Genomic DNA, 7,092 nt, shown 5'->3' on the forward strand with positions numbered 1-7,092 from the left:
CATAAAAAATAAAAAAAGATTTTTTTTTTTGGTTATTTTTTTTATTTTTGTATCATTCTATCTAAAATCTAGGATAATGGACTAAAATAAGAAATTATCTGGTGTTGCTAATAAGGGGGGGTAGTTATGACTGCTGAAACCGATCAAATCTTGTACACAATAAAACGCATGGTAAGGCAAGCATTGCATGATGTGGAAATGGATAAACAGCGATATGAAAGTGAGCGGATGGAAAGACAAGCCCAATTGGATACTGAAGCTGAAGAACTCAAGGCAGGCATTACCAAAATGCAAGCTGAAATTGATGAGGCGATCAAAAAAACCAAACACTATCCATCATCATCTATCATTGTAGCATTAATTGCTTGTTTTGGTAGTATTGTGGTTGCACTGATTGCAGCGGCTACATTCTGGCTAAGAAATCCGCTTTAATGACTGCCTAGTGGTTTTATACCACCTAGGCACCAAACACGCTTAAAACGCTTAAAAAACGCCTTAAAATCGATTTTATAACTAATCCAGCCTTAAGCTCCACCAAAGCCCATTAAACCAGCTGTAGTGGTATCTAAACCTATCAAAAAGAGTAAAGTAAAAAGCATTATTCAATAAATAAGGCATATAAAAACCCTTGCAGGGAGCTGTTTTTCTACCACACACCACGCAACAAATCAACCTACCTACAAGCCTTGGTATATAAGGCTTGTAGCTGTTTACAATTTAAGATTTTTTGTATACAAAAGCGTCAAAAATCGTGTTTAACTTATTGATTTTAAAAGGAATTGTTTGTAAACAACCATAATAAAAAATACCGCGTTTTGGGTAAATAGCCCAAAACGCGGTAAAAATTAAACAATTTTTAATTAGCAAAGAGTGGCTAGGTTTTTATCGATTATATGCGCCTTAAATGCGTTCTAAGGGCTTTTTAGACCCTAGCTGGTATAATGATACCAATAAAAAGTTAAAAGCCCTTAGAGGGCATTACAGAGCGTTCTAAGTGCTTTTAAGATTTTGTAATGCTAATTATTGCATCTGCAATGCAAATTAACTACAATATGGTTAGCTGTAGAATTTATAGGAATGAGTGCTGTATTCAATTCATTTCAAAAATTCAACTTTTATTTGGAATAAGTAATGAAAAAAATTTCTTCAATTTTGGCACTCTTTTTGTCAATATCTTTGCTGACGTCCCCTGCCTTTGCAAAAACAAAAACAGTTAGATTTGAAAATGGGAGTTGTTCCGCTTCATATTCTGGTAGCATAAAAGGGTATAATTATGATAAATATATTTTTTATGCCCAAGAAGGACAAAAATTAAATATTAGCCTTAACTCACAACATTCAGATGTTGTGCTATATGGTTATGATGATTTTTTGCCAAATGAGAATTATACTTTACCAAAAACAGGAAAATATGAGGTGCGTGTTGTTTTACCAAGAGCGCAATCTCGTAAGAAGATTGTTGATAAATATAGAATAAATATTCAAATCACAAACTAAAATACTCATACTATTTACTTAATACCCTCTCCTTACTTTAGCAAGGGGAGGGTATCAGAGCAACAAACTATGCCCGGCCAGAGGCCGGATAACTGATCTATCCGCTGCGCTAGGCTACACACCCGCCCCCACCGCTGCGCGGCAGGGGGAAAGGCGGGCAAAGCCCGCTAAACCCCACACCAAACCCGCAGTAATCCGCTGGAGCGCGAGGTAGCCGGCGTCGGATCGGATATGGCTTTGAGTAAGGGCCTGCCGTTCCGCGCCGCCACGGACGGCGAGAGCGTCAGCGGCAAGTTTACCGGAACCGTGCATCTATCGAGCGGCAAGTTCGCCGTGGTCGAGAAATCCCATGAGTTCACCCTTGTCCCGTGGCGGCCGATCATCGACCGCCAACTCGGCCGCGAGGTTATGGGCATCGTGCAGGGCGGGTCGGTGTCGTGGCAGTTAGGGCGGCAGAGGGGGCTGGAACGCTGAGTGCGCCCATGCCGCATTGCGAAGCAAAAGATAATCGGATAAAATGTAGCAATTCATATTCGTAAGCGTGGAGTAATCAGATGGGAAATTCCAAGTCAGCAGACAAGTAAGCCGCAACAACCAGTATTGTTGTTGCGGCGCTCTGTAAGGCTAGTCTCATCTGATTGCTGACGAGCAGACGTCGCCCGGTATTCCTTAATCGAGGGTTGATTCGTCATGACCACCACACGCCCCGCGTGGGCCTATACGCTGCCGGCAGCCTTGCTGCTTATGGCTCCTTTCGACATCCTCGCTTCACTGGCGATGGATATTTATCTTCCAGTCGTTCCGGCGATGCCGGGCGTCCTGAACACGACTCCATCCATAATCCAACTCACGTTGAGCCTCTACATGGTGATGCTCGGTGTGGGCCAAGTGATCTTTGGGCCACTCTCCGATCGCGTCGGGCGACGGCCGATCCTGCTTGTAGGCGCAACGGCTTTCGTTGCTGCGTCTCTGGGAGCAGCTTGGTCTTCAACTGCACCGGCCTTTGTTGCGTTTCGTCTACTTCAAGCAGTGGGCGCGTCGGCCATGATGGTGGCGACGTTCGCGACGGTTCGCGACGTATATGCCAATCGTCCCGAAGGTGCCGTCATCTACGGCCTTTTCAGTTCGATTCTGGCGTTCGTGCCTGCGCTCGGCCCTATCGCCGGAGCATTGATCGGCGAGTTCTTGGGATGGCAGGCGATATTCATTACTTTGGCTATACTGGCGATGCTCGCACTCCTAAATGCGGGTTTCAGGTGGCACGAAACCCGCCCTCTGGATCAAGTCAAGACGCGCCGATCTGTCTTGCCGATCTTCGCGAGTCCGGCTTTTTGGGTTTACACTGTCGGCTTTAGCGCCGGTATAGGCACCTTCTTCGTCTTCTTCTCGACGGCTCCCCGTGTGCTCATAGGCCAAGCGGAATATTCCGAGATCGGATTCAGCTTTGCCTTCGCCACTGTCGCGCTTGTAATGATCGTGACAACCCGTTTCGCGAAGTCCTTTGTCGCCAGATGGGGCATCGCAGGATGCGTGGCGCGTGGGATGGCGTTGCTTGTTTGCGGAGCGGTCCTGTTGGGGATCGGCGAACTTTACGGCTCGCCGTCATTCCTCACCTTCATCCTACCGATGTGGGTTGTCGCGGTCGGTATTGTCTTCACGGTGTCCGTTACCGCGAACGGCGCTTTGGCAGAGTTCGACGACATCGCGGGATCAGCGGTCGCGTTCTACTTCTGCGTTCAAAGCCTGATAGTCAGCATTGTCGGGACATTGGCGGTGGCACTTTTAAACGGTGACACAGCGTGGCCCGTGATCTGTTACGCCACGGCGATGGCGGTACTGGTTTCGTTGGGGCTGGTGCTCCTTCGGCTCCGTGGGGCTGCCACCGAGAAGTCGCCAGTCGTCTAACCGACGACTGGTAGCAGGCCCGCTCCGATGCGGCGCACTAACCATCGAAACCTCGTGAATGTCGGTATCCTGTCTGGCAGGATACCGCTCATTTCCCTTGTTCAGTTCATCGCCGTCGCCGAGCATCTGAATTTTCGGCATGCGGCCAGCCACTCGGTCGATCGCTTGAAGAACTCCCGCTGCTGGTCGGCGCTTGCGGTCTGCCACCACTCCGGCGAGGCGCTCATCACGTATTCGACCGCCAGCACCGCATCCTTGCGCCGCTTCTCCGGCAACCGCTCCCTGAGCTTGCCCATCGCCTCATCGGTCGATCTGGCCGCCAGGTGATCGTTGTCCGGTGTGCGCTCCTGATCGGCGTTCGGCGTCTCGCGGTCGCGGTAGCAGTGCTGCAACGCAGCCGCCACCGTGCCCATGCTGTTGAGCTTCTTCGCCCCCCCCCGGCGTAACTGTCACGAACCCCCGGCGTAACTGTCACGCCCCTAAACCTGCAAACCCAGGAAGGGGGGGGGAGCTGGTGGGGTGTTGGAAAAATCCATCCATGATTATCCAAGAATAATCCACTAGGCGCGGTTATCAGCGCCCTTGTGGGGCGCTGCTGCCCTTGCCCAATTAGGTCGGTGCAACATCTATTGCACCAGAAACAGCACAGCCACTATAAATTTTCCCTAAGTAACTCAATTTTGCAGTAAATTCATTTTCATGCCCATCATCCTCAATGCAAGTTTTCTTTTCTATGTTTAGTAAAATAGATTGTCCATTGAGTGTACCTGAATAACTTATACCCTGATTTAGCATAGAGCTAGAAACAACTACTAGAACTTCTAGACTAAAAAAATCAGCATCTATACTTAGCTTATTATCTTTGACTACTGCGCGCCAACTTTGATTTTTATTACCAAAAGCGGTAAAAGATAACAAATCTAAAGGTTTATTTGCTATATAAGTTTTATTGTAAGCGGTATTGGTGCAAGATACCAGTAATAAACCACTTATTAAAGAGACCGCTATTAAGTATAAATAACGCATAATTAACCCTAAAATATGAAAATTTAAACTTCTTTTAGGAGATTGTCAATAACTCTCCTTTTTTTGCGTCAATCCCTCCTATTTAACCCGCTATAACCCTTGATACACAAGGCTTACAGGGGTGTCTAAAAACCTTTTTGTGTGTTTTAGCTGTATTTGTATTGTAAATACAATAAAAATACGTTTACTTGATTTTTTCCAAAAATAATTTTACAATGCAAATAAATTTATGTGCAATGTGAGCCTAAATTATGACAACTTCAAATCTAAATATCCGTATTGATGACGATCTAAAGAACCAAGCCAAAGTAATTTTGGACGGTTACGGCATTTCACCAAGCCAAGCGGTTAAAATGCTGTTCTTGGAGTTAGTAGCTACTCGCAAATTCCCCTTAAGTCTAAGTTATCAGGCAGACTATGTCCCAAACGCAAAAACAATTTTAGCCATGCGTGAACTGGACAACGGCGGTGGTACACTGTACGCCAATCTTGATGAGTTTTTGGCGGAGCATGGCGATGCTACAAATCAAGACCAGTAAAGACTTTGATCGTGATATTCGCAAGATTAAGCTAACAACAAACTTGGTGGAGGTTTTGGCTTGCCTAAGCCGTAATGAGACTTTACCAGTAAAGTACAAAGACCATGCATTAACTGGTAATTGGAGCGGTTGGCGTGATTGTCATGTCGCCAATGATTTGGTTTTGATTTATAAAATTGATGGTGAAATCTTACATTTGGCTCGCCTAAATTCACATTCAGAAGTTTTTGGCTAACCTATCGCCAAAAACAACGCCCTTGCGCTTTTGCCTTAATTGGTTTGGCAATCGCAAGGGCGTTGTTTTGTACTCTAGTTTTGCGATTTGAGGGCTATTTGCCTACCCCCTAGTATTAAGCGAAAACCCACTTATTGAGTGGGTTTTTTCTTTTGCCTAAAATTTTTTTTCAAGCCTTAAATCCTAATTTCTCTAAGTACGGGCGGTAAAATTCGGTTTTTTGTGGGTCCAATAGGTCGCTCTCAATCTTTTTGGCGTATTCTTTCATACTCATTCCGATTGGCGCATAGTCGCCAAGCTCGCTAAGCTCTGCCAGTTTACCAGCGAATAGCTGGCGTTGCTTGTCTGTCATGCTAATGGGCGCAAGCATATCAACCGTGTTTGGGTCTCGGCTCTCATTTTCTTTTGTCTTTTTAGCCTTTTCTTTCAGCTCAAAAGTGAATTTGACTGCCACAAACTTACGCCCTTTTTTGATAAGTTCATATTTGGCTTTTAATGGCGATTTCTCGTTGATTTCTTTGATAGCGACATCAATTACATTAACCCTTAAATCTTTGGCTGCAGGATATTTGTCAAGCAACATCAGCATAAAACGCAAATCATAAAAATCAATCTGCGTCCAACCTTTGCCAGTTTCTTTGTTTAGGTACTGCATAAATAATTGATAAATACGGTAGCTGTAAATACTGCTAAATTCCGCTACATCAGATAGTAAAAATTGGGTGAAACTTGCCTTTAAGTCGCTTAGTAGTGGGATAACTTTTTCGTGAAAAACAACCCTAGCAACAATGTTATCATCTGCTTTATGGGTGGGTAGGGTATCTATTAGATTGTACATTTTAAGAGCGTTAATGTACTTCTTATAATCCGATGGATTGGGGTATTTTTCTCTTAACTTCTGTTCTGCGTTGCGGTCATAGCGTAATACTTCTGACAACCAATGAAATTCCCTAATCCCTTCGGTAGTCTGTACAAATAGGCTTTTTTTCATTAGCTCCCTTGTCGCTTGGCGTATCTCTTTGGCAACATTATCAGGGTTTGCCCCAAGCTCTATAAAGTCATCACGAGTAATGTAAAATGGGGTTTTAGGGTCTAACGGCTCTCTATCAGGGTTCTTAGGGTCATACTTTGGCATTTGCTTTAATGCACAGTAAATCAAGCGTTGTTCATTAACGCTTAGATTGTAGGCTGATGTTACTATGGAATTATCCATTGCGATTAGGTCGTTACTCATAAAACAAGCTCCGATAGTTAGCCGTCTTTTTTGTCATAGTTGATAAAATAGGAGTTAATTATATCACTCCTTAAAGGAGTTGTAAATATTCTCCTATTTAGCCGTCTTTTCCTCCTATTTAGCCGTCTTTTCCTCCTATTTAGCCGTCTTTTCCTCCTATTTAGCCGTCTTTTCCTCCTATTTAAGTCTCGCAAAGCCTTATGTAGCAAGGGTTTGCGGGGGTCTAAAAACCTTTAAAAACCTTTAAAAACCTATAAAAAAGCTATCGCCATTTTTTTTCTGTGGATAACTCAAATTTTCACTTACTTTTTGAGCTTATTTTTTTTTGAAAAGACAAAGAAAAAATTACCTGCCCTTGTTCAAGTTTTGCTCCTAGCTCTTTTGTTCTGATTTCATAGTCTTGTTGGATGGTGTAAGTTTTCTTATCATGGCTAAGTGTGTAGCTCTTGCCAACTTCATTGTTATTTTTCTTTTAATGGTATCCAAACGCCTGTTTATAAACTCTACAGCCCTTATGTATAAGGCTTTGAGATGCCATAAAAAATAAAAAAAGATTTTTTTTTTTGGTTATTTTTTTTATTTTTGTATCATTCTATCTAAAATCTAGGATAATGGACTAAAATAAGAAATTATCTGGTGTTGCTAATAAGGGGGGG

General features: G+C 43.8%; 8 protein-coding genes and 2 pseudogenes. 7 read left to right on the top strand and 3 right to left on the bottom strand.

Annotated features, from left to right (window positions below; all coding sequences use genetic code 11):
* The first annotated feature begins 126 nt into the window (after positions 1-126).
* The 5 genes and pseudogenes from AZ602_RS09680 to AZ602_RS10240 all read left to right on the top strand — a co-directional run.
* Entirely contained in the window at positions 127-432 is a 306-nt protein-coding gene (locus tag AZ602_RS09680; RefSeq protein ID WP_103034717.1) for a hypothetical protein, read from the top strand.
* Between the two features lie 699 nt (positions 433-1,131).
* Positions 1,132-1,497, top strand: coding sequence for an inhibitor of g-type lysozyme (locus AZ602_RS09685; protein WP_103034718.1), 366 nt, complete (start codon positions 1,132-1,134; stop codon positions 1,495-1,497).
* A 201-nt stretch (positions 1,498-1,698) separates the two neighbouring features.
* Positions 1,699-1,971: pseudogene (locus tag AZ602_RS09690) on the top strand (DUF3363 domain-containing protein); the annotation flags it as partial.
* Positions 1,972-2,187: 216 nt separating this feature from the next.
* The gene (floR, locus tag AZ602_RS09695; RefSeq protein WP_103034719.1) at positions 2,188-3,402 is read left to right on the top strand and encodes a chloramphenicol/florfenicol efflux MFS transporter FloR; all 1,215 of its coding nucleotides are present in this window, start codon (positions 2,188-2,190) and stop codon (positions 3,400-3,402) included.
* 27 nt (positions 3,403-3,429) lie between these two features.
* Positions 3,430-3,549: pseudogene (locus tag AZ602_RS10240) on the top strand (LysR family transcriptional regulator); the annotation flags it as partial.
* Here AZ602_RS10240 and AZ602_RS09705 read toward each other — a convergent pair.
* Both AZ602_RS09705 and AZ602_RS09710 read right to left on the bottom strand, forming a co-directional pair.
* A complete protein-coding gene (locus tag AZ602_RS09705) occupies positions 3,504-3,815 on the bottom strand; it encodes a plasmid recombination protein (protein ID WP_223820406.1) in 312 nt (103 codons plus the stop codon). The pseudogene AZ602_RS10240 and the gene AZ602_RS09705 overlap by 46 nt on opposite strands.
* A gap of 196 nt (positions 3,816-4,011) precedes the next feature.
* Positions 4,012-4,428, bottom strand: a complete 417-nt coding sequence (locus tag AZ602_RS09710; protein WP_103034720.1) for a hypothetical protein — start codon at positions 4,426-4,428, stop codon at positions 4,012-4,014.
* 251 nt (positions 4,429-4,679) lie between these two features.
* On the opposite strand from AZ602_RS09710, the gene AZ602_RS09715 reads away from it, so the two are divergent.
* Both AZ602_RS09715 and AZ602_RS09720 read left to right on the top strand, forming a co-directional pair.
* On the top strand, positions 4,680-4,967 hold the full coding sequence (locus AZ602_RS09715) for a type II toxin-antitoxin system RelB/DinJ family antitoxin (protein ID WP_103034721.1): 288 nt from the start codon (positions 4,680-4,682) through the stop codon (positions 4,965-4,967).
* Positions 4,945-5,202, top strand: coding sequence for a type II toxin-antitoxin system YafQ family toxin (locus tag AZ602_RS09720; RefSeq protein ID WP_103034723.1), 258 nt, complete (start codon positions 4,945-4,947; stop codon positions 5,200-5,202). The genes AZ602_RS09715 and AZ602_RS09720 overlap by 23 nt, the downstream gene beginning before the upstream one ends.
* 169 nt (positions 5,203-5,371) lie before the next feature.
* Here AZ602_RS09720 and AZ602_RS09725 read toward each other — a convergent pair whose 3' ends face one another.
* On the bottom strand, positions 5,372-6,436 hold the full coding sequence (locus AZ602_RS09725; RefSeq protein WP_103034722.1) for a replication initiation protein: 1,065 nt from the start codon (positions 6,434-6,436) through the stop codon (positions 5,372-5,374).
* Between the last annotated feature and the right edge of the window lie 656 nt (positions 6,437-7,092).

Source organism: Moraxella sp. RCAD0137 (assembly GCF_002894025.1).
In the GTDB taxonomy this organism is placed as follows: Bacteria; Pseudomonadota; Gammaproteobacteria; order Pseudomonadales; family Moraxellaceae; genus Moraxella; species Moraxella porci.